18 protein-coding genes are annotated in these 21,520 nt (G+C 74.2%); 8 read left to right on the plus strand and 10 right to left on the minus strand.

What is annotated here, in order from left to right; genetic code table 11:
• Positions 1-16: 16 nt before the first annotated feature.
• Positions 17-1,918: a serine/threonine-protein kinase gene (locus QP090_RS06300; RefSeq protein WP_285937535.1), complete on the plus strand. Its 1,902-nt coding sequence runs from the start codon at positions 17-19 to the stop codon at positions 1,916-1,918.
• Between the two features lie 120 nt (positions 1,919-2,038).
• On the opposite strand, the gene QP090_RS06305 is transcribed toward QP090_RS06300, so the two are convergent.
• The 8 genes from QP090_RS06305 to QP090_RS06340 form a co-directional block, all read right to left on the minus strand.
• On the minus strand, positions 2,039-2,989 hold the full coding sequence (locus QP090_RS06305) for an electron transfer flavoprotein subunit alpha/FixB family protein (RefSeq protein WP_285937536.1): 951 nt from the start codon (positions 2,987-2,989) through the stop codon (positions 2,039-2,041).
• A 22-nt stretch (positions 2,990-3,011) separates the two neighbouring features.
• Positions 3,012-3,791, minus strand: coding sequence for an electron transfer flavoprotein subunit beta/FixA family protein (locus QP090_RS06310; RefSeq protein ID WP_285937537.1), 780 nt, complete (start codon positions 3,789-3,791; stop codon positions 3,012-3,014).
• A gap of 233 nt (positions 3,792-4,024) precedes the next feature.
• A complete protein-coding gene (locus QP090_RS06315) occupies positions 4,025-5,464 on the minus strand; it encodes a hypothetical protein (RefSeq protein WP_285937538.1) in 1,440 nt (479 codons plus the stop codon).
• An 81-nt stretch (positions 5,465-5,545) separates the two neighbouring features.
• Entirely contained in the window at positions 5,546-7,474 is a 1,929-nt protein-coding gene (locus QP090_RS06320; protein ID WP_285937539.1) for a serine/threonine-protein kinase, read from the minus strand.
• A 301-nt stretch (positions 7,475-7,775) separates the two neighbouring features.
• Positions 7,776-8,726 (minus strand): acyl-ACP desaturase, encoded by a 951-nt coding sequence (locus QP090_RS06325; protein WP_285937540.1) that lies wholly within the window; start codon positions 8,724-8,726, stop codon positions 7,776-7,778.
• Positions 8,727-8,932: 206 nt separating this feature from the next.
• Positions 8,933-9,700, minus strand: a complete 768-nt coding sequence (locus tag QP090_RS06330; RefSeq protein WP_285937541.1) for an SDR family NAD(P)-dependent oxidoreductase — start codon at positions 9,698-9,700, stop codon at positions 8,933-8,935.
• A gap of 61 nt (positions 9,701-9,761) precedes the next feature.
• The gene (locus QP090_RS06335; RefSeq protein ID WP_285937542.1) at positions 9,762-9,959 is read right to left on the minus strand and encodes a hypothetical protein; all 198 of its coding nucleotides are present in this window, start codon (positions 9,957-9,959) and stop codon (positions 9,762-9,764) included.
• Positions 9,960-10,016: 57 nt separating this feature from the next.
• Positions 10,017-10,799 (minus strand): enoyl-CoA hydratase/isomerase family protein, encoded by a 783-nt coding sequence (locus tag QP090_RS06340; RefSeq protein WP_285937543.1) that lies wholly within the window; start codon positions 10,797-10,799, stop codon positions 10,017-10,019.
• A gap of 136 nt (positions 10,800-10,935) precedes the next feature.
• On the opposite strand from QP090_RS06340, the gene QP090_RS06345 reads away from it, so the two are divergent.
• Together QP090_RS06345 and QP090_RS06350 are read left to right on the plus strand one after the other, a co-directional pair.
• On the plus strand, positions 10,936-13,983 hold the full coding sequence (locus QP090_RS06345) for a DEAD/DEAH box helicase (RefSeq protein ID WP_285937544.1): 3,048 nt from the start codon (positions 10,936-10,938) through the stop codon (positions 13,981-13,983).
• The gene (locus QP090_RS06350; protein ID WP_285937545.1) at positions 13,983-14,774 is read left to right on the plus strand and encodes an SWIM zinc finger family protein; all 792 of its coding nucleotides are present in this window, start codon (positions 13,983-13,985) and stop codon (positions 14,772-14,774) included. The genes QP090_RS06345 and QP090_RS06350 overlap by 1 nt, the downstream gene beginning before the upstream one ends.
• Before the next feature lie 77 nt (positions 14,775-14,851).
• On the opposite strand, the gene QP090_RS06355 is transcribed toward QP090_RS06350, so the two are convergent.
• Complete coding sequence (locus tag QP090_RS06355; RefSeq protein ID WP_285937546.1) at positions 14,852-15,694, minus strand: M55 family metallopeptidase; 843 nt, start codon at positions 15,692-15,694, stop codon at positions 14,852-14,854.
• 208 nt (positions 15,695-15,902) lie between these two features.
• Between QP090_RS06355 and QP090_RS06360 the strand changes: the two genes are divergently transcribed.
• Genes QP090_RS06360 through QP090_RS06375 form a run of 4 tightly spaced genes read left to right on the plus strand, consistent with a single transcriptional unit; the run spans position 15,903 to position 18,568 of the window.
• Positions 15,903-16,826, plus strand: coding sequence for an ABC transporter ATP-binding protein (locus tag QP090_RS06360; RefSeq protein WP_285937547.1), 924 nt, complete (start codon positions 15,903-15,905; stop codon positions 16,824-16,826).
• Positions 16,823-17,677, plus strand: a complete 855-nt coding sequence (locus QP090_RS06365) for an ABC transporter permease (protein ID WP_285937548.1) — start codon at positions 16,823-16,825, stop codon at positions 17,675-17,677. Before QP090_RS06360 ends, QP090_RS06365 begins: the two co-directional genes overlap by 4 nt.
• 25 nt (positions 17,678-17,702) lie before the next feature.
• Positions 17,703-17,942, plus strand: coding sequence for a helix-turn-helix transcriptional regulator (locus QP090_RS06370; protein WP_285937550.1), 240 nt, complete (start codon positions 17,703-17,705; stop codon positions 17,940-17,942).
• A 20-nt stretch (positions 17,943-17,962) separates the two neighbouring features.
• Entirely contained in the window at positions 17,963-18,568 is a 606-nt protein-coding gene (locus QP090_RS06375; protein WP_285937551.1) for a hypothetical protein, read from the plus strand.
• 20 nt (positions 18,569-18,588) lie between these two features.
• Here QP090_RS06375 and QP090_RS06380 read toward each other — a convergent pair whose 3' ends face one another.
• Entirely contained in the window at positions 18,589-19,695 is a 1,107-nt protein-coding gene (locus QP090_RS06380) for an effector-associated domain 2-containing protein (RefSeq protein ID WP_285937552.1), read from the minus strand.
• Between the two features lie 185 nt (positions 19,696-19,880).
• Here QP090_RS06380 and QP090_RS06385 point away from each other — a divergent pair, with 185 nt between their 5' ends.
• Positions 19,881-21,434, plus strand: a complete 1,554-nt coding sequence (locus QP090_RS06385; RefSeq protein ID WP_285937553.1) for a VMAP-C domain-containing protein — start codon at positions 19,881-19,883, stop codon at positions 21,432-21,434.
• The last annotated feature ends 86 nt before the right edge of the window (positions 21,435-21,520 follow it).

A 21,520-nucleotide genomic window follows, 5' to 3' on the forward strand; every position in this document is an offset into this window, starting at 1 on the left:
TGAAGGGCGGGTCCGGATGGACGGCGAGTGGCGGGTTCCCGGGTACAGCGAGCTGCGCGTGCTCGGCGAGGGGTCACAGGGGCGCGTCGTACTGACCAGGCACGACGCGACCGGCGCCACGGCGGCGATCAAGTATCTCGCCGCCGGGCTCGCCGCCGACCCGCGGTTCCGGGATCGGTTCCGCGCCGAGGCCGAGCTGCTCGCGCGGCTGCGCGACCCGTTCGTCGCCCGGCTGTACGGCCTGGTCGAGACCGGCGACGGGGCCGCGATCGTGATGGAGGCCGTGGACGGCGCGTCCCTCAAGGCGGTGCTCGCCGAGCGGGCGCCGCTCGCCCCCGAGGCCGCGCTGGCGGTGCTCAAGGGCTCCCTGCTCGGCCTGGGCGCCGCGCACGACCTCGGCATCGTCCACCGCGACTACAAGCCCGCCAACGTGATCGTGCGGGCGGACGGGCTGAGCAAGCTGATCGACTTCGGCATCGCCGTGGACGCGGGCGAGGCGGGCCGCTCGGGCACCCCGGTGTACATGGCGCCCGAGCAGTGGCGCGCCGAGCCCGCCTCGCCCGCCACCGACGTGTACGCGGCGACATGCGTGTTCTTCGAGTGCGTCACCGGGCGCCGCCCGTACTCCGCGGACGACCCGGCCGGGCTGATGGGCCGGCACACGACCGCGCCGATCCCGGTGCAGGACGTGCCCGAGCCGCTCCGGCCGTTGATCTCGCGCGGGCTGGCCAAGAACCCCTGGGACCGTCCGCACGGGGCCGCGGCGTTCGTCTCCGAGCTGGAGCACGCCGCGTCCGCCGCCTACGGGCCGGGCTGGGAGCGCAGCGGCGTGCGGGCGCTCGCCGGTGCCGCCGCCGCGCTGTCGGTCCTGTTCCCGCTCACCGCGCTCGGCCTTGGCGCGGGCGGCTCCGGAGCCGCCGGGGCGGCGGGAGCGGCGGGGACGGCCGGAGCAGCCGCCTCGGGCACCGGAGCCGCCGGAGCCGGGGCGGCCGGAGCCGGGGCGGCCGGAGCCGGGGCCGGAGGTGCTGGAGCGGCCGGTGGTGCTGGGGCCGGGGCCGCCGGGACCGGTATGGGCGGGGCGGGGCAGGTCGCGGCGGGCGCGGCCGGCAAGGGGGTGCTGGGCGCGGTCGGCGCCAAGGGCGCCGCGGCGATCGCGGGCGGCGCGCTGATCGCCGCCGGGGCGGGCGGCGCCGCGGTGTACGTCGCGTCCGCCGACGGCAAGCCCGCCCCGCGGCCCAAGCCCGTCTCCATCGTGCTCCAGGCGTACTCGGAACCGCAGAGCCCGCTTCCGGGCGGCGGGGTGTGGCGGACGCAGGGCCGGTTCGTCACGGTCAAGGACGCCCGCTCCCCCGCCGTCGGCCAGAAGATCGACCAGGCGCTGCGGGCCCCGCTCCGCGCCCGGTTCGCCCAGGCCCGCAGGTCCCTGGGCGGGCAGCCCGGCGACTTCACCGGCCTCGTCACCGCGACCGTCCTGCTGCGCGGGCCGAAGCTCCTGTCGGTGCGCTACGACACCGACGTGCGGGGACAGGTCGGTGTCGGCTGGTTCCAGCCCCGGTCCGTGCTGGTCGATCTGACCACCGGCCGCTCGTACCGGCCGATCGACCTCTTCCTCGCCGCCGACGTCCCGGGCCTCGAGCCGTTCAACCAGAAGGTGCTCGCGCACGCGCCGGGCCACGCCTTCTGCCCGGGCGAGACCACGGGCTCCGGCATCACGCCGACGCTGCTCACCGACGGGAGCGTGGCCGTCATGCCCACCCCGTCCGGCGTCCAGGTGACCTACCAGGGCGGCGACCTCGGCTACAGCAACGCCTGCGGCTCGAAGCGCGTGGAGATCCCCTACGCCGACATCGCGGGGCTCATCAGGCCGGAGATCCTCAAGGCGGTCCCCTACCCCGCGCCGTCCCCGACCCGCACCTGACCCGGTCGCGGTCCCCGACCCGCACCTGACCCGGTCCGCGACGCGGTCCTGCCCCGGGACGCGGGACGCCCCGCCTCCGGTGGACCGGGGGCGGGGCGTTCCGCGGGGAGGGCCGAGCGCCTACTTGCGCTTGGTGATCTCCGCGGTGAGCTGCGGGGCGACCTGGAACAGGTCGCCCACGATCCCGTAGTCGACGAGCTCGAAGATCGGCGCCTCGGGGTCCTTGTTGATGGCGACGATCGTCTTCGAGGTCTGCATCCCGGCCCGGTGCTGGATGGCGCCGGAGATGCCGACCGCGATGTAGAGCTGCGGCGACACGGTCTTGCCGGTCTGGCCGACCTGGAACGAGTGCGGGTACCAGCCGGCGTCGGTCGCGGCGCGGGAGGCGCCGACGGCCGCGCCGAGCGAGTCGGCCAGCCCCTCGATGATGGTGAAGTTGTCGGCGCCGCCGACACCGCGCCCGCCGGAGACGACGATCGCGGCCTCGGTGAGGTCGGGCCGCTCGCCCTTCTCCTGGACGACCTTCTCCACGATCCTGGCGCCCTTGTCGGCATCCGACAGCGCGACCGACACCTGCTCCTCGACCGGGGTGGCGGGGGCCGCCTCGGGCGCGATGGAGTTGGGCCGGACCGCGATGATCGGCGTGCCGGTCCGCACCTTGGCGTGCGCGATGATCCCGCCGCCGAAGATGGAGTGCTCGGCGACGAGGCCGTCGGTCACGTCCACCACGTCGGTGAGCACGCCGGAGCCGGTCTTGACCGCGAGCCGTCCCGCGATCTCCTTGCCCTCGGCCGTCGCGGAGACCAGCACCGCGCCGGGCGAGCCCGCCCCGACGAGCTGGGCGAGCAGCGCGGCCTTCGGGGCGACGACGTAGGAGGTCAGCTCCTCGTCGGCGGCCACGTAGACCTTGCCGGCGCCGTACTCGGCGAGCTTGTCCTTGGCGCCCTCGTAGCCGGGCCCGACCCATACGGCCGCGGCCTCGCCGAGCCGGTTGGCCAGCGTCAGCAGTTCGAGGGCGACCTTCTTGACCTCACCGTCGACGTGGTCGACGAGGACGAGAATCTCAGCCATTGTTCCTTAATCCCCTTCCTCGCTAGACGAACTTCTTCGACGCGAGGAAGTCGGCGATCTTCGTGCCGCCGTCGCCCTCGTCGGTGACGATCTGACCCTGCGCGCGCGGCGGAGCCTCGGCGAAGTCCACCACCTCGGTGGCCGCGGCGGCCAGGCCGACCTGCCCCGGGTCGATGCCCGCGCCGGCGATGTCGAGCGTCTCGACCGGCTTCTTCTTGGCCGCCATGATCCCCTTGAAGGAGGGGTACCGCGGCTCGTTGATCTTCTCGACGACGCTCACCACCGCGGGCAGGCTCGCCTCGACCCGGTCGAAGCCGTAGTCGGTCTGCCGCTGCACCTTGATCGCGGTGCCGTCGATCTCGACCTTGTTGGCCAGCGAGAGCTGCGGCACGCCGAGCCGCTCGGCGAGCATCGCGGCGAGGACGCCGGTCCGCGCGTCGGTCGACTCCGAGCCGAGGATCACCAGGTCGAAGCCGGTGCGGCCGAGCACCTGCTGGATCGCGTACGAGGTCTGGAGCGCGTCGGAGCCGGCCAGGCCGTCGTCGATGACGTGCACGGCCTTGTCGGCGCCCATGGCCAGCGACTTGCGGATCGACTCTGTCGCCTTGTCGGGGCCCATGGTCAGGACGGTCACCTCGCCGCCCTGGGCCTCCTTGATGCGCAGCCCCTCTTCGATGGCGTACTCATCGAGCTCGTTGATGACACCGTCCGCTGCCGCACGGTCCAGCGTGCTGTCATCGGACTTCAGCTTGCGCGGGCTCTCCGTATCGGGAACCTGCTTCACCAGGACGACGATGTTCATGGCCGGTAGCCGACCTCCCTGCACTTGTTCGGCCGCTGGGGTGAGCGGACAGAGGGGCGCCGTCCATGACGGGACGGCGCGTACTCATGCGTTGGTACCTCACAGCCTGCCAAAGACCCGAACACGCTTCGGCCCCGGGTCCCCGATTGGGCCGCACGGAACAAATGTTACCGGTCGGTAGTCCGCTGGCAAATCCCGCGGAGGAGACCGTACCCACGCCGCGGGCGCCCAGGTCAGCGCAGTGCCGCCTCGGCCTGGTCGATCCAGCCCTTCAGCGAGCTCTGGAGCCCGTACATCGGCGCGAAGCTCGGGGTGAGCGACATCGCGGCGACCACGGCGAACAGCGCCAGCGCGCCGAGCACCACGCCCGCCACCGCGATCCGCCTCGGCACCCGCGCGACCGGAAGGAACATCCGCTCGAGGAGCGCCCGCGGCGCGCGCACGCCGGGCCCCGTCCACAGCACGGCGGCACCCGCCCCAGCGCCGAACGCGCAGGCGCTCAGCGCGTCGATCTCGCCGCCGACCACCGACAGCGCGACCAGGACGAGCGGGACCGCCACCATGAGCGCCGCCGCGTACGGGAGCGTCAGCAGCGTGCGGCCCAGGGCCGAGAGCCGGCCGCGCGCCGAGGACTCCCCGGCCGCCCGGAGCACGGCCACGCCGGCGATCGACAGCACCAGCCCCATGACCGGCGCCGTGACCGCGACGCCGACCGCGATCACCACGACCGTGGCCGTCAGCAGCCGCGCCCACCCCTGCGTGGCCGCCAGGTCATGGTGGCCGGAGTCGGCGCCCGGCCCGGGACGGGCGGCGGGCGTCTCGGCACCCGGCTCCGTGAGAACGGCGACACTCCCCTCGGAGGAGGCGGACGCGACCGTCGGGACGGGGTCGGGCGAGGTCGCCGCCACGGGCGGCCCCCCGGCCGACGGACCGGCCGGCGGGGCGGACTGCGGGACGGGCGGTGGAGCGTGCGTCGAGGCGGACGATGGGACAGGCGGGACGGCGGGGCCGAGGTCGAGCCCGGCGCACGCGGCGGCCAGCTCCTCGGCCCCCGGGCGGGCGGCGGGGTCGTCCGCGGACGCCGCCAGCAGCAACGGCCGCAACGCCCCGGGCACCGCCGCCGAGGCGGCCGGGTCCGCGGTGGCGTCGCCGGTCGCGGCGAACACGACCGTGGCGGCCCAGGCGCGCACGTCACCGGCCGCCTCGGCGCCGGGGACCAGGCCGAAGTCGACGACGACGGGCGAGCCGTCCACGATCAGCACGGTGCCGGGGCCCAGCGCGCCGTGGACGAGGCCCTCCCGGTGGATCGCGGCCAGCGCCTTGGCCAGGCCCAGCGCGACGCGCCGCAGTTCGGCCCCGGCCACCGGACCGCGCTCGGCGACGTCGTCTCCGAGCGGCCGGCCCGGGACGAGGCGGGAGACAAGGTAGGGCGGGTCCGCGGCCGGGTCGCCGCCGAGGACGTCCACGACGTACGGGCTGAGCACACCCCGCATCCGCGCGATGTCGGGCCCGGACCCAGCGGCCCCGGACCCGGACCCGGCGGGCAGCAGCCGGATCGCGACGTCGCGGCCGTCCGGGCCGGTGGCCCGGTGGACGGCCCCCGTTCCGCCGCCCAGCCGGGTCAGCAGCCGGAAGGGACCGATGTGCTCCTGGTGGCTCGTTTCCCCGTTCATAAGGCTCGACACCCTACCGACCGGCGGGGCCCTCCATCGGCCTCATCAGGCATCAGTTCGAGCGGGCGGGAGAAGGCCCCGTCAGAGGAACGGGAACCCGGAGACGAGGTCGCGGACATCGCTGCGCAGGCTCTCCAGGTTCTGGCTCATCCCGTTCAGCGGGGTGGTGTCGGGCGGCTGCTTCTGGGACAGCACCACCAGCACCGCGGCGAAGATCCCCAGGATCAGGGCGGCGGCCAGCGCCGCCTCCGTGCGCGGCAGCATGGCGCCCCAGAGCCGGGCGAGCTGCCGGCGCGGCGCCCCGCTGCCCGGGGCCAGGCAGAGTAGCCCGATCATGGCCATCACCGAGTAGGAAATGGCCCGCGAGGCGGTCTGGTCCGGATTGGCGATCATCAGCACCGCGAGCAGGATCAGCCCGGCCAGCACCGAGAGCGCGCCCAGCAGGACCGTCGCCATCACGGCGCCCGGCAGGTGCAGCGGCGACTTGAAGGCCGCCGCGACCGCGTCGCCCGCCCGGGGGCCGCGGCGGGTGCGCCGGTCCTCCATGCCCTTGGCGGCCTTGTCGCCCATCCGCAGCACCAGCACGCCGACCCCGGTCACCGCGAGCGCGAGCAGCGGCGCGATGTTGGCGAACCCGAGCAGCGCCACCAGGACGATGAGGCTGAGGACGCGGTACCAGCCGTAGGGCTTCGGACGTTCCTTGCCGCCTGGGGGCTCGTCCCGGCCGCGGGGCCGGGCGCCCTGCTGCTCTGGACTCTGCCCGCCGGGACGCTGCTCGGCGTACGGGTCGTACGGGCCGCCCTGCTCGGGCCCCCGCTGGAGCCCGCCGGGGTGCGGCTGGGTCTGTGGCGGCTGCTGCTGCCCGTACCGCGAGTAGGGGTCGCCCTGCCCGTAAGGCCCAGGCGCCGGCGGCGGGACGGGCGGGGGCGCGGCCGGGGGCAGCAGCCCCTTGAAGTCCTTCGGCTGGGCCGGGACGGGCGCCGGCCCGGGCGGCTGCGGCTCGGCCTGCGGCGGAGGCTGTGCGGGCATGGGCGCCGAGAACTGCCGGGAGTGGTCGGCGGCGGGCTGCCCGGGCGGCCGGGTGTGCCCGGTGTGCCCGCCGCCCGGCGGGGTACCGTCGCCCGGCAGCGTGAAGTCGTCGGGCAGGGTCTGGTCGTCGGGCCGCGTGTAGTGGTCGTCGATCCGGGTCTGGTCGGTGATGGTCGACTCGAAGTGGATCCGCCGGGTGAGCTGCACCAGGTTCACCGCGGTGGGCCGCTCGGCCGGGTGCCGGGCCATCGCCGAGCGCAGCACGGGCAGCAGCCCGTCGGGCACCCCGCTCAGGTCGGGCTTGCCCTGCATGATCTTGAAGAAGATCGACTCGAAGGTGCCGGCCCCGAACGGCGGCCGGCCGGTCGCGGCGTAGGCCACCGTCCCGGCCCAGGAGTGCACGTCGGACGGCTCGCCCGCGTCCTCGCCCTCGATGATCTCCGGGGCCAGGTAGCCGGGGGTGCCGATGACCATGCCGGTCGCGGTCAGCCGGGTCGCGTCGGCGCCCTGCGCGATGCCGAAGTCGATCACCACCGGCTCGCCGTCCACCAGCATCACGTTGCCGGGCTTGAGGTCGCGGTGGATGATGCCGGCGCCGTGGATCGCCGACAGCGCCGACGACAGCCCGACCGCCAGCCGCTGGAGCCCCGGCCCGCTGATCGGCCCGGACTCCTCGACGATCTCTTCGAGGGTGCGTCCGGGCACGTACTGGGTGACGATGTAGGGGCGCTCGGCGGTGACGTCGGCGTCGAGGATCTCGGCGACGTGCGGGCTGTGCACCCGCCGCATCGTGTCGACCTCGCGGGCCAGCCTGCGGCGGGCGGTGGTGTCGCCGGCGACCGAGGAGCGCAGCACCTTGATGGCCACCTTGCGGCCCTCTGGATCGACGGCGAGGTACACGACGCCCATGCCGCCTTCTCCAAGGGTCTGGAGCATGCGGTAGTGGCCGATGCTGTCCCCGGACGTGACAACCCCCTTCATCGTTTACGAAACCCTACCTTCGCCCGCGCCGGGCGAATGCGCCACCGTGCCGTTGCCGGACGGGCGCCGCCGGGGTCGGGCCGGGCCGCGCACGGAACCGGGGCGCGCAGCGTGAAAGGGGCATCACCGGTGGTGACGCCCCCCTCGGTCGGCGGCCGAGGGCCGCCCAACCGCCGATATTCGTCCATACATCCTTCGACGCCCGGGGCCGGGCACACGTTCCGACTGGCCGATTTCCGCCCCCGGCGATCGGCTCCGGCAGGCGCCTTCAGCGGTCGGTCCCGGCGGTCAGCCCTGGCGGTCAGCCCTGGCGGGCGGCCTTGCGGGCGCGGCGCTCCTCGCGGCGGGTCTCGAACTTGGTCGCGGCCGCGTCGAGTTGCTCCATGAACTGCCCGAGCTCGTCGCGGGCCTTGGCGCCGTCGCCGGTCAGGTCGGTGCGGTCGAACACGCCCAGCTTGCGCAGCACCGGGACGAGCACGTCGTCGTGGTGCAGCCGCAGGTCGTAGATGCCCGCGTTGGCGATCACCACGGACTTGCGCATGAAGCCGTCGATGCTGGTGCCGGGCATCTCGAACTGGGTGACCACCTCGGTGATGGCGCGCATGGTCTCGTTCGGCGCGACCTCCAGGGCGGCGCCGATCAGGTTCCGGTAGAAGATCATGTGCAGGTTCTCGTCCGCGGCGACGCGGCTGAGCATCCGCTCGCACACCGGGTCGCCGGAGACCTTGCCGGTGTTGCGGTGCGCGACCCGGGTGGCCAGCTCCTGGAACGACACGTACGCCGCGCCGTGCAGGAACTCGGTGCCGTGCGTGGCCTCGTAGCCGGCCTCCATGTGGTGCATCCGGGCGCGCTCCAGCGCGATCGGGTCGACCGCCCGGGTCACCGTGAGGTAGTCGCGGATCACGATGCCGTGCCGGTTCTCCTCGGCGGTCCACCGGTTGACCCAGGTGCCCCAGGCGCCGTCACGGCCGAAGACCGAGGCGATCGCGCGGTGGTAGCCGGGCAGGTTGTCCTCGGTCAGCAGGTTGACGATCAGCGAGTCGCGGGACTCGGGCGAGACCTGCGACTGCTCGACCGACCACGCCTCGCCCTCCATCGGGCCGTCGTAGTCGCGGCCGATGCTCCACGGCACGTACTGGTGCGGGAACCACTCCTTGGCGATCGCCAGGTGCCGGTCGAGCTCCTTCGCGACGACCGGCTCGAGCTCGAGCATCAGACCGGTCTGGAACTTGTTCTCGGACGTCACGGACATACTGATCCTTCGCTGGACGACGTGTGGCCACCGGGCGGCGCCGCCGCACCCGCGGCACCGGGAAGGGGGTGCCCAGCAGGGCGAATGTAACCTACTGGACCGTAGGTTCGATGTTCGCGATCGCCGCGGGCGACGTCAAGGCGCCCGCGTCACAAGCCACCCGGCGGATTTCTTGTAGGGAACGGAGAAAGCGCGGCCCGGTCCCGTCAGCGGGAGTCGGACGCCTGCTGCCACATCCGGTTCACGGCGGCCCTCAGGAGCGGCCTCGGGACCAGCTTCAACGCGGGCAGCGCGGCCCGGTACTGCGCGCCCGGGACGCACAGCGCGCGGCCCAGCGACACCGCGTCCAGCCCGGCCCTGGCCACCTCTTCGCGGCGCAGCCACAGCAGGTTGGCGGGGGCGTCGTCCTCGGTCCGGGTGAAGCCGGGGCACAGCGTCGTCACGTGCACGCCCTTGGCCGCGACCTCCGCGTGGACGCTCTCGGAGAACGAGGCCACGTACGCCTTGGTCGCGCCGTAGGTCGCGCTGCCGGGCGACGGCGCGAACCCCGACATCGACGCGACGTTCAGCACCCCGCCCCGGCCCCGCGCGATCATCCCGGGCAGCACCGCGTGGGTCAGCCGGACCAGGGCGGTCACGTTGAGCTCGATCTCGGTGAGCTGGTCGCCGAGCGGCAGTTCGGCGAACGGTCCGAACGCGCCGTACCCGGCGTTGTTGACCAGCAGCTCGACCGGCTCGGCGCGCAGCCGCCGCTCGACCGCGCCGCGCTGCACCGGATCGGTGAGATCGGCCGCGATCACCTCCACCGCGACCCGGTACCGCTCGACGAGATCGCGGGCCAGCCGGTCCAGCAGGTCCGTGCGGCGGGCCACAATGACCAGATCGGTGCCCCGCCCGGCCAGCAGCCGGGCGAAACTCTCGCCGATGCCGCTGGACGCGCCCGTGACGAGAGCGGTTCGGTACGCCTGTCGCATGGCGGGAGATGCTATCGGGCGATCTTCCCCCACCGTGGGTCATGACCGAAAAACCGGAAAGTCATTCGGCTACGGCACGTACCGGGTCACCTCCCGCGACGCCCACGGGCGGGAACATCGCCGCCGGATCTTCTCCAGCAGCGTAGAGGCCGACGCCGAACGCGGCGACCGCCTCCAGCAGGCCCGCCCGTACCAGGGGGCCACCGTTCTGTGGCTCGCAGCCGAGATCGCGCACCAGCCGGCCGACCGTCGCCGACAAACTCCTGGACGCCCGGGAAACACGGCGCGGCGCCGGACGCCCAGGAGCGCGGCGGGGTCAGCGGCCGGTGAAGCGGGCCTTGCCCGGTCCCTCCTCCATGAAGCTGCGCATCCCGTTCTCCTGGTCCTCGGTGGCGAACAGCGCGGCGAACCGCATCCGCTCGATCTCCAGCCCGGTCGCCAGATCGACCTCCAGGCCGCCGTCGATCGCCTGCTTGGCGGCGCGGAGCGCGAGCGCCGGCCCGCCGGTGAACGTCGCGGCCCACTCGCGCGCGGCCCGGTAGACGTCGGCGTCGGGCACGACCCGGTCGACCAGGCCCATCGCCAGCGCCTCGTCCGCCGGCACGTGCCGTCCGGAGAAGACCAGGTCCTTGGCCTTGGCCGGCCCGATCAGCCGGGCGAGCCGCTGGGTGCCGCCCGCGCCGGGGATGATGCCGAGCTGGATCTCCGGCTGGCCGACCTTGGCGCCCTCGCCCGCCACCCGGAAGTCGGCGGTCAGCGCCACCTCCAGCCCGCCGCCGAGCGCGTACCCGGTGATCGCGGCGATGACCGGCTTGGGGATCGCCGCGAGTTCCCGGGTGAACTCCTGGAGGAGCAGTGAGTGCCCGGTGGACATCTCGGCGTACGACATCGGGGCCATCTCCTTGATGTCGGCGCCCGCCGCGAACACCCGCTCGCCGCCGTAGAGGACCACGGCGGCGACCTCGTCGTCCGCGCCGACCCGCCGGGCCGCCTCGATCAGCTCGCGCTGCATCGGCGCGTTGAGCGCGTTCATCTTCGGCCGGTCCAGCCGGATCGTCGCGACGCCGTCCTCGACCTCGACATGTACGAACTCGCCCACGAACGCCTCCAAGCGCAGGAAGAAACCCGACGTCCCCGAGCCTAACCAGCGCCACCGCGGCGGCGGCGGGCTGTCCGGCCCCGCTGGTAGCTTCGAGCCCGGCCGTCTCGTCCGCACGCCCCGGGGGATCGAAGTCATGCTCGTCGCGCATGCCACCTGGCATGGCGGTGCCCTCTGCCTGTGGGCCGAGCGCACCGGCCCGTACGAGCCCGTCCCGGCGCCGCCCGATGGGTCCGGCGCGGCGGTGCATCCGTTCGCCACCCGTGACTTCACCGGCACGTCCTACGAGCCGATGGTCAAGGGCGCGTTCGGTGTCGAGCTGACCATGTCGCTGCCCACCCACGGCGACCATCCGGCGCCGTCCGCCGAGCTGGGGCCCGAGGCGTTCGGCGGACGGGCCGAGCTGCGCGAGTGGCGGGTGCCCGCCCTGGTGCTGGAGCCGTTCCCCGCGATGGCCCTGCTCCAGGCCGCCGAGCACAGCGGCGACGTCGTCCCCGGCACCGACCTGCGCTACCTGTGTGTGCTCTCCGACGAGGCGGCGCACCTGGCCGCGCGCGGCCAGGTGCTGCCGGCCCTGCTGCGCGAGGACGGCGACCTGGTGGCGCGCTGGCGGCCGGTGCTCGACGACCCGGCGCGGTTCCGCGACCTGGTCCGCGCGATGCCCGCGGCCTGCCGCGCCGCGGACGGCGGACGGCCCGCGGCGGGCGTGCTGCGCGAGGCGCTCGACGGGCTGGTCGACACGGCCGTGCGCGGGGTCGTCCCGCACCCCCTCCTGCCGCCGCGCCGGGGCGACTCCCCCGACCGGCTGCCCCTCGCCGAGCGCTGGCTGGAGGCGCTGACCGGGCCGTCCGCCGAGGTCACGCGCGAGCCCCGCGACGATCCGGACGACCTCATCGCCGAGCTCGACGCCTGGGCGGACGCCGCCCGCCGCCCGGCCGGGCCGCTGCGCGTCTGCTTCAGGCTCGCCGAGCCGGGCGCCGAGTCCTTCACCGAGGAGTCCGGGCACGATCCCGAGGCCGAGGCCGCCGCGGCGGACGGCGACGCCTGGCGGGTCGAGTTCGCCCTCCAGGGCACCGCCGACCCGAGCCTGTACGTGCCTGCCTCGATGATCTGGGCGGGCGAGGCGCCGTCGCTCGGCGGCGCCGAGGAGACGCTGCTCGGCGGGCTCGGCCGGGCGCTGCGGCTGTTCCCCGACATGACGCCCGCGCTCGACACCGCGACGCCGCACGAGCTGGTCCTCGACACGGCGGGCGCGTTCCGCTTCCTGCGCGGGGCGGCGCCGATGCTGTCGGCGGCCGGGTTCGGGGTGCTGCTGCCGCGGTGGGCGGGCCGGGCGCGGCTCGGCATGAAGCTCACCACCCGGGCGGACGACGGCGAGGGCTCAGGCGCGGCCACCTCGTCGGGGTTCGACCTCAAGGGCATGGTCGACTTCCGGTGGGACCTGGCGATCGGCGCCGAGACCATCGACGAGGACGAGCTGGAGGAGCTGGCCCGGTTGAAGACGCCGCTCGTCCGGCTGCGCGGCCAGTGGGTCGAGCTGGGCGAGGAGCAGCTCGAGGCGGCGCTCGACCTGCTGCGCCGTCCCCGGCACGGGAGGATGCCCGCCGCCGCGGCGATGCGGGCCGCGATCCACGCGGGCGACGAGGCGCTGCCGCTGGTCGAGGTCGACGCCGACGGCGCGTTCGGCGACCTGCTGTCAGGCGAGGCCGACCGGCGGCTCGCGCCGATGACCACCCCCGAGGGTTTCAACGGGACGCTCCGGCCGTTCCAGGAGCGCGGCCTCGCCTGGCTGACCTTCCTCGACGGGCTCGGCCTGGGCGGGATCCTGGCCGACTCGATGGGGCTCGGCAAGACGGCGCAGACGCTGGCGCTGCTGGTCTCCGAGCGCGCGGGCGGGCGCCGGCCCGGCCCGACGCTGCTGGTCGGGCCGATGTCGCTGGTGGGCAACTGGCAGCGCGAGGCGGCCCGGTTCGCGCCGAAGCTGCGGGTGCACGTCCACCACGGCACCGGCCGGCACCGCGACGAGCGGCTCGTCGCGGCGGTCGCGGGCGCCGACCTGGTGCTGACCACCTACGGGACGGCGGCGCGCGACGCCGAGTCGCTGGCGCTGATCGAGTGGGGACGGGTGGTCTGCGACGAGGCGCAGGCGCTGAAGAACAGCGGGACGCGCCAGGCGCGGGCGGTGCGCGGCATCCCGGCGCGCAGCCGGATCGCGCTGACCGGGACGCCGGTCGAGAACCACCTGACCGAGCTGTGGTCGATCCTGGAGTTCGCGAACCCGGGGCTGCTCGGGCCGCGGCCGGCGTTCCGCGAGCGGTTCGCGGTGCCGATCGAGCGCGACGGCGACGAGCGGGCGGCGCTGGCGCTGAAGCGGGCGACGCAGCCGTTCATCCTGCGCCGGCTCAAGACCGACCGGTCGATCATCTCCGACCTGCCGGAGAAGCAGGAGATCAAGGTCTACTGCAACCTGACCACCGAGCAGGCCTCGCTGTACCAGGCGACCGTCGACGACATGCTCGCGCAGATCGCCGAGGCCGACGAGAAGCGGCGGCGGGGGCTGGTGTTGGCGACGATGGCCAGGCTCAAGCAGGTCTGCAACCATCCGGCGCAGCTCCTCAAGGACGGCTCGCGGCTGCCCGGCCGGTCCGGCAAGCTGGAGCGGCTGGAGGAGATCTGCGCCGAGGTGCTGGAGCAGGGCGAGAAGGCGCTGGTGTTCACCCAGTACGCCGAGTTCGGGTCGATGCTCCAGCCCTACCTGGCGGCGCGGCTCGAACGGCCGGTGCTGTGGCTGCACGGCGGCACGTCCAAGCAGGGGCGGGACGACCTCGTCCAGCACTTCCAGGCCGACACCGAGCCGTCGGTCTTCCTGCTTTCACTGAAGGCGGCCGGCACCGGGCTGACGCTGACCGCCGCCAACCACGTGGTGCACCTGGACCGGTGGTGGAACCCGGCGGTCGAGGACCAGGCGACCGACCGCGCGTTCCGCATCGGGCAGACCAGGAACGTGCAGGTCCGCAAGTTCATCTGCGTGGGGACGATGGAGGAGCGGATCGACGAGATGATCGAGCGCAAGAAGGCGCTGGCCGACTCGATCGTCGGCACCGGCGAGGACTGGCTGACCGAGCTGTCGGTCGCCGAGCTGCGCGACGTGCTGCGCCTGGCGCCCGAGGCGGTGAGCGGCTGATGGCCGGGTCCGCCGGGAACGGGTGGTGGTCGCGGAGGTTCGTCGAGCTGGTGGGGTCGTTCGCCGGTGAGGACCTGCTCCGGCGCGGCCTCGCGTGCGCGCGCGAGGGCCGGGTGACCGGGCTGGCGGTCGGGCCGTACGAGGCGACGGCCCATGTGCGGGGCGACGGGCCCGAACCGTACGAGGTGGCCGTCGGCATCGACGCGATCGACGCGGCGGGCTGGGCGGCGGCCGAGGCCGAGCTCGCGTCCCGGGCGGTGTTCCGCGCGCGGCTGCTCGCCGGGGAGCTGCCGCCCGAGATCGAGCCGGTGCTCGCCGGCCTCGGGCTGCCGCTGTTCCCCGCGTCGGCGGCCGGCCTGCACGTGATGTGCGGCTGCCCCGACTGGGGCGACGCGTGCGAGCACGCCGCGGCGGTGCTCTGCGCGCTGGCCGAGGCGTTCGGCGACGACCCGTTCCTCGTCCTGGCCTGGAACGGGCGGACGAAGGACGAGCTGCTCACCGCGCTGCGCCGCCGCCCGGCGCCGTCCGGCCCGCCCGGCGCGGACGGACTGGACGGACTGGACGGCGCGGACGGGCCGGGCGGTGAGCCGCTCGGCGCGGAGGACTTCTGGACGACGCCGTCCGGCCTGGCCCGGCTGCGCGACCGTCCGCCCGCGCCGCCGGTACCGCCGGGGTTCGTGCTGGAGGTCGTCGCACCGCCCCCGGTCAAGGTGCGGCGCCGCGACCTGGCGAGCGTCCTCGCGCCCGCCTACCACGCCCTGGCGACCGAGCGCCTCGACGACGGCGGCTGACCCGCCCCGGCGAGGCCAGGCGCGGGGAACGCCGGGCGCGGGAACGCCGGGGCGCGGGGAGGCCGGGCGCGGGAGCGTCAGCCGTACTGGCCGCCGGCGCAGCCGATCCCACCGGCGATGGTCGCGCAGACGCCGAGAAGGCCGACGATCTCGGCGTAGTCGCCGGTGCTGAACTCGGTGGTGCGCCCGCCGGTGAGCCGCACGCCGGGGATCAGCGCGCACGACTGCGCGATCGCGGTGGCGTTCCACTCGACAGTCAGCGTGTAGGGGGCGGGCAGGACGAGCGGGCGCCAGCCCTCGGGATCGCGCAGCGCCCGGGTGGCCCGCTCGTAGATCAGCTCCCTCGCGCGCGCGGGCGGGATGAGCGCGGCGGCGTACCGGTCGCGACCCTCCTTGACCGCCGCGGTCTCGACGCCGCCGAGCACGTCGCGGGCCTCCGCGCAGGCGGCCTCGTCACCGGCGACGAGGCCGACGGGCACGCCGAGCGAGCCGGCGTACCCGGCCATGAGCGCGATCTCGCCGACGACCTCCCCGTTGAGCAGCACGTTCTGGATCTCGCGGCCCATCCAGGTGTGGTTGAGCACGCCGCACCGCGCGCCGGCCCGCGCGTGGTAGCCGACGTACAGCGCCACGTCGAAGGAGGCGTCGAGGCCCTCGCCCATCCGCATCGGCTTGTAGGGGCCGCGGATCAGGGTGCAGCGCTCGTCGATGAGGTCGGCGCGGAGGTTCCGGCCGGTGCCGTGCGCGTCGGTGACCACCACCTGCCCGGCCCCGGCGTCGAACGCGGCGCGGATCGCGGCGTTGGCGTCGCCGGTCATCAGCTCGCAGCCGCGCTCGTAGCCGCGCCCGCCGGCGCGCATCTCCTCGGGATCGGTGAGGCCCGAGATCCCCTCCATGTCGACCGAAACGAATACCTTCATGGGCCCCCATGGTGCCCGGGTCCGGGCGCCGGAGTCGACCCGCCGGGTTCCGGGCGGCGGGGGGAGCCACGTCGTTCCGGGGACCGCACGGATCCCCTCCTGCCGGGCATCGGGCCCTTGCGAATCTGCAACGATGTGTAGTACTTCTACTATCAATGGTTGTAGGCATGTGAAGAACAGTCCGACTTCTCATACGAGAGGAACGCGCATGGACGAACCGGTGATCAGTGCCCGGGACCTGCGGATGCGGTACGGCCGCACCGAGGTGCTGCGCGGCGTGGACCTGGAGGTCCGCGCCGGCGAGGTGGTCGCCCTGCTCGGTCCGAACGGGGCCGGGAAGACCACGACGATCGAGATCCTGGAGGGCTTCCGGCGCCGGTCGGCGGGCGAGGTCACGGTCCTCGGCACCGACCCCGGGCGGGGCGGCGACGCCTGGCGCGGCCGGCTCGGCGTCGTCCTCCAGAACTGGCAGGACCACCCGCGCTGGGGCGTCCGGCAGCTCCTCGCCCACGTGGCCTCGTTCTACCGGCGGCCCCGCGACGTCGACGAACTGCTCGCCGTGCTGGGCCTCACCGCGCAGGCCGGCCGGATGGTCGCGCAGCTGTCCGGCGGGCAGCGGCGCCGGCTCGACGTGGCGCTCGGCATCGTCGGCCGTCCCGAGGTGCTCTTCCTGGACGAGCCGACGGCCGGGTTCGACCCCGAGGTCCGGCTGGAGTTCCACGGGCTGGTCGAGCGGCTCTCCCGCGAGGAGGGCATGACGATCCTGCTGACCACGCACGACCTCGCCGAGGCCGAGCGGCTCGCGGGCCGGATCGCGATCCTGGTGGACGGGGCGGTCGCGGTCTGCGGCACCCCGTCCGGGCTGGCCGCGGTCGTCCGGACGCGGTCCGAGGTGCGGTGGGCCGAGGACGGCGCGCTCCGGTCCGAGCGCACCGGCGACCCGTCCAAGCTGGCCTACGAGCTGCACCAGCGGTTCGGCGGGCCGGTGCCGGGGCTGGAGATCCGGCGCCCGTCGCTGGAGGAGAGCTACCTGGACCTGGTCCGCGGCGCCACCGCGCGCGGCGCCGGGGACGCCTCCGGCACCCCCCTCGCCGGCGAGGACGGCGGGCTCATGGAGAGGAGTGCCGCATGAACGGCACGCTGGTGATGATCGGACTGCGCCGGGGCTGGACGGAGCACCTCCAGTTCCTGCGCAACCGCCGCGAGTTCGCCGGGGGCCTGATCGGCACCGTGGGGATCTTCGTGCTGGTGGCCCGCTGGCAGGGCGGCACGGACGTGCCGGGGACGCACGCGTCCAAGGCCGTGCTGATGGCGGCGGGGTTCATCGCGTTCTCGGTGTTCTCGGTGGCGCTGATGGGCCTGCCGATGATGATCACGACGGACCGGGAGGACGGCGCGCTGCTGCGGCTCCGCACCGTCCCCGGCGGGATGCCGGTCTACCTGGTCGGACGGGCCGTCTCGGTGCTCGGCCAGATCGCCACCTACGTCGCGCTGATGCTGCTGGCCGGAGTGGCCCTCACCGAGCTGACCCTGCCCGCGGCGCCCGGCGACTGGCTCACGCTGCTGTGGGTGCTCGGCCTCGGCACGCTGTCGGTGGTGCCGGTGGGCGCCGCGCTCGGCACCCTTCTCCCCGGCCCGCGCAACGCCGCGAGCATCCTGTCGCTGCCGATGATGGGGCTGATGGTCGTGTCCGGGGTGATGTTCCCGGTGACGGCGATGCCCGAGCCCGTGCAGTGGGTCGCGCAGGCGTTCCCGCTGTACTGGCAGGGCCTCGGGCTGCGGTCGGTGTTCCTGCCCGACTCGATGCTGGCCGCCGAGATCGGCGGGAGCTGGCGCCCGCTGGAGACCGCCGCCGTGCTCGGCGCATGGGCCGTCGCCGGGCTGCTGGTCGCGCCCTGGCTGCTGCGGCGGGCCGCCCGCCGCGAGTCGGGCACCCGGCTGGCCGAACGGCAGGAGCGCCGGGCCGCGCAGGGCGCGTTCTGATCGCCGGCTGCGGGAGACTGAACCGGTGTCAGCCGACAAGGAGAACGTCCACAACCGGATCGCGGTCCTGCGGGCCGAGCGCGGCGTCTCGCGCCGCGAGCTGGCCACCGCGCTGGGCGTGCACTACCAGACGATCGGTTACCTGGAGCGGGGCGAGTACAGCCCGAGCCTGTTCCTGGCCCTGCGCATCGCGGCGTTCTTCGAGGTCCCGGTCGAGGTCGTGTTCTCGCTGACCCCCTTTCCCAGGCTGGGCAGCACGTCGTGAGAAAGAAGGAGGCCAAGGCCATGTCCGACCAGGACGGCGGCTGGCGGGAACGCGCCGAGCGCCGCCGCGCCGAGCGCATCACCGAGCTGGCGGGCCGGGCCCCCGGCCGCTTCGCGGCGCGCCGGAACCGGCGGCTGCTGGCCGGGGCCGCGGGCGCGCTGCTCCTGCTCCCCTGGGTGGACGCCGCGGTCTCGTGGCTGATCGCGCCGAGCGACACCGCGGTGTACGTGAACCTCGTGGTCCTCGCCGCGATGGCGGTCGGGGGCGTCCCGGCGTACAACCGGATGATCACCGTCACCCGCGGCACGACCTCGCTGGACGAGCGGTACCTGGACGAGCGGCAGGTGGCCGAGCGGCTCCGCGCGTTCAGGGTCGCGCACCGCGGCACCACCGCAATGATCATCGCGGTCGGCGTCACGATCATGCTGGCCGAGCGGGGCCGCGACGCGCACGTGCCCGCCGCGGCCAACTTTCTGATGGTGTTCGCCATGCTGGTCATGCACATCGCGCTGCCGCTGATCATCGCCACCTGGCGGCAGCCCGACCCGCCGCCCGACGACGGCGACGAAGAGGACGGGGACGGGGACTCCGTGACCCGGGACGCCGATCAGGGCGCGGAACACTAGGAGCCCCGCCGCGGCGGCGGTCAGGAGGGACCTCCGGTGAGCCTGGCGATGGTGGCGTCGAGCGCCCGCATCTGGGCCGAGTCGCCCGCGTAGGCGCGCACGATCGCGAGGAACTCCTCCAGGCCGTCCTGGAACTCCAGGCACGTGCTGACGATCGAGTGCGCGTCCAGGTGCGGCTGCGGACGGCGCGGGATGCGGACCGCGATCTCCGGGCGCAGGGACGCGATGACCTGCTGCCGGCCCTCCGGCGAGGTCATCAGCGAGATGTCCATCAGCCGCGCCACGATCTCGAACACCGCCGGAAGGGCCGGCCCCACGGGCCGGGGCGTCGCCGGATCGTCCTGCGAGGGCCCGCGCGGCGTCCCGGACGGCATCCCTGGCGGCGCGGACGGCGCGGCGAACCCGGCGGGCGAGGGCGAGAGCGTGCCGCCGGGCTCCGGCGGAGGGTCGGGCGAGCGCTCCGGCTCCGGATCGGGCGGGGGCTGGGACTGGGGTCCCGGACCCGGGGCCGGCCGCCGGTCCCGGGCGGCGCCGCGGATGCTGAGCCAGGCGGTGGTCCGGGTCTCCTTGAGCCGGACGTCGAGGGGGCCGTACTCGGTGGGGTCGATCGCCCCGTCCCCCTCCTTGATCACCGAGCGGTAGAACTCGTCGGAGGCGAGCACCCCGAGGACGTCCGCGGTGCCGGCGAGGGCCAGCTTGAAGGACGGGGCGTCCAGGAGCCGGCTGACGTGGTTGACGGTGTCGCCGACGATCCCGTTCGCGTCGGAGTCCATCCGGCCGAGGTGCAGCGCGACCCGCAGCCGGATCTGCGCGATCTCCTTCGCCAGCTCGTTGGAGCGGCGGAGCTCGGCCCTGAGGTGGTCGGGCAGCGGGTGGACCAGGCGCGCGCCGTCGTGCCCCGGGCGCAGGACGGCGATGAGCCCGTCGCCGCGGTCCTCGCGGTGGAATTCCGAGAAAGGCAGGCCGGACGCCGTGAACGACCGTTCGAGGAGGTCGTACAGAACGGTGCGGAGATGGCGCTGCACGCTGTCGGGACGGCTGGCGAAACTGATGATGTCGCAGGCGAACACGGTGCACTGCCCGGAGGGGGCCCAGCCGTTCCGCCCGTCTTCCGCGTCCTTGTCCATGGGGCTGCTGCTTCCCGTGAGTTTCCCCCACTCTCCACCCCGGCACCGCGCCCCCGCAAGGGGACGCGGCACGGCCGCCGGCGGCGCCCGATCATCCCGTTCCGATTCTGTGACCTCGGACGCAGAACGGCCTCACTCCGAGGATCTACTTTGGTGATCGGGGGTTACGAGGACCCGGAGGAAGCATGGCCGATGACGAGGGTGGCTTTTCCGCGCTGGTGCCGCCGTCACGCGGAACGGTGGGGCGCGTCGTGCGGCCCGCGCGTCCGGGGCGCACCACCTTGGAGATCGCCGAGCTGCTGCTGGGCGTGCCCCAGCTACGGGACGCGTCCCTGCGGTCGGTCATCGTCGCGCACGTCGAGGAGCGGGTCGGGGCGAAGGTGATCTTCTCCGACGAGCCGCACCCGCTGGCCTACTACGTCCACCTCGTGAGCGCCTGCTGCGCCCTGCCGGACGGGCTCGCGCACCTGATGGAGGCCGTGGAGCACATCGCGGGCCGGACCGTCGCGGTCTCCGAACTGCGCCGCCAGATCAGCCCCGCCCAGGAGCACCTGGAGCCGGCCGACGAGACGCAGATCAGAACGCTCCTGGCGGGCTGGCGGGTCCCCTCGCTCGCCCGGCTCTACCACGCCGCCGGCGGCACGTCCGACAGCTCGGGCCACCACCGGCTCACCGACGCGTGGGACGCCTTCTACGCGCTGCTCGACCACAACACCCTGCCGGACCGCGGCTCCCCGCACCTGGTCTTCGTCGCGATGCTGCTCCAGACGACGGGGACGTGGCAGCGGACCGAGAAGGAGCGCTGGCGCCACAAGCACCTCCGCGACTGGCTGGCGGCGCGGATCCAGCGGCTCCGCGAGGACGGGGCGGTCGCCGAGGCCGACCATCTGGAGGGGCTGCGGGACCGGTCCGAGCAGCTCTCCCCCGACGCCGACAAGCCGATCTACCTCATCATCCAGCTGGACCCGCTCCCCGGCCCGGACGAGCACCGCCCGATGTGCCGGCTCTCGCACTGGCGGCAGGTGCATCCGCTCGAATGGCGGCCGGAGCCCGGCGAGGACCGGCTGGTCCCGCTCAGCGAGGTCCCCGCCCAGGTAGGCGAGCTGATCCGGGAGGCCGAGAGCGACTGGGCCTACCAGCTCGACGACGCCCTGAGCCTGGAGTTCGTGCTGCCGCTCGAACTGATCAACCTGGACCTGGACCAGTGGACCCGCGATCCCTCGGACACGCCGCACCCGAGGCCGCTCGGCGCCGAGTACGAGATCCTCATCCGCAGCCGGGAGCGGCTCCGGACGCGCACCCTTCACCGGGCGTGGCGGCGCCGGTGGCAGGTCCTGGTCGAGGCGGCCCGGTGCTCGACGCACTGGGCCGAGGCGGACGCCGACGTGGAGCGGCTGAGCGACCGGCTGCTGAGCGACGAGGGGGCGGTCGCCTGCGTGCTCAGCGGCCCCCCGGACGACGAGCACGGCCGGGAGGAGCTGTGGATGGCGGTGCGCGCGGGCGTCCCCGTGGTGGTGTGGCATCGCGAGAGCGATCCGCCGCAGGAGGCCCGGGATGCACTGCACCATGTCGTCGGGCGGCCCGATCTCAGGGGGCTCCCCGGCGACATCAAGCGGATGCGCGGGCGCTTGGCGGGCGCCGGCGGAGCGGTCTCCCACCCCAACCCGCGCGTCGCGCTGCTCTGGGACGACCCCGGTCACTTCCTGGACGAGGCCGACCCGCTGCGCGCCCCCCAGTAAAACCCGGCAGGTCGGTAAGACGGGCCGGTCGACAGGACGGGCAGGTCGCCGATTCGCTCCATCACAAACGACATATAGGTGGAGCC

It is taken from the genome of Actinomadura xylanilytica (genome assembly GCF_030283145.1).
Taxonomy (GTDB): domain Bacteria; phylum Actinomycetota; class Actinomycetes; order Streptosporangiales; family Streptosporangiaceae; genus Spirillospora; species Spirillospora xylanilytica.